Raw genomic sequence first — 824 nt, forward strand, 5'->3', positions numbered from 1 at the left:
TTGACCGTGCGCTGGCGCTCGATGGTGATGCCCTGCGCCTGAAGCTGTTGAAGCTCCACATCGTCAACCTCGGCCGCGTCCACCGTGCGCCCATCCGAGAGCAGCAGCAGCGTCTTGGTGACCGGCTCAAGCCGCCAATACTCGGCAACGCGAACCGATTCCTCACCGAACCAATCGCCGTAGTCCTTGGCCGACTCGAAATTCACCAGCTCGGCGTCGGGGTACAGCTCCTTGAACCGAGAACGGCTCATGGATTCCTCGACAAACGCATACCGCGCATCGCGCATGTCGGGCGACTTGGCGTCAGGGTCGAACCATACGGACGTTAGCGGGTCAGGGATCGGCTTAACGCAGATGTCCTGGTCCCAACTGTCGTCCGTGCTGTACTCGGTCGAGACACGCCACGCACCGAAGCCACAGGCCGAAAGCAGCTCGAAGCCGCCGTCATAGGCCCGCTCAGCGTTGGATCGCGACTCGATGTTGCGGATCAAGCCCTGACGAAGCTCCGCACCCTTCGCATCGCCGTTCTCGACGGGGCGAATCTTGATCCCCGGACGCGCCTTCTTCTGGTCGTTGACGACCTGACGCCAGTGCGAGCGGAGGATCGGGAACTCGTAGCACGGGCGACCCTTGCGGGCCTTGCGCTGCTGCTCGTCCCACTGGTTGCCGGGGACCGTAACGAACTTCAGGTCATCGATGGCAAGCTCGCGGTTCTCCTGGTCCGCCTCCACGGCGCGCTCGTACCGCTCGCGCATCTCCTTCATGAAGTCGGTGGAGTTGCCGCCATCCTTGGCAGCCTTGCGTTTTTCCTTCACGCGAACTCC

General features: G+C 62.9%; 1 protein-coding gene. It reads right to left on the reverse strand.

Going from position 1 to position 824, the window contains the following annotated elements; translation table 11 throughout:
* Window positions 1-824 (reverse strand): portal protein (locus QQX02_RS13085; RefSeq protein ID WP_301143795.1); only part of this gene is annotated, 824 nt, incomplete at both ends.

Origin of the sequence: Demequina muriae, from assembly GCF_030418295.1 — a bacterium.
Lineage (GTDB): Bacteria > Actinomycetota > Actinomycetes > Actinomycetales > Demequinaceae > Demequina > Demequina muriae.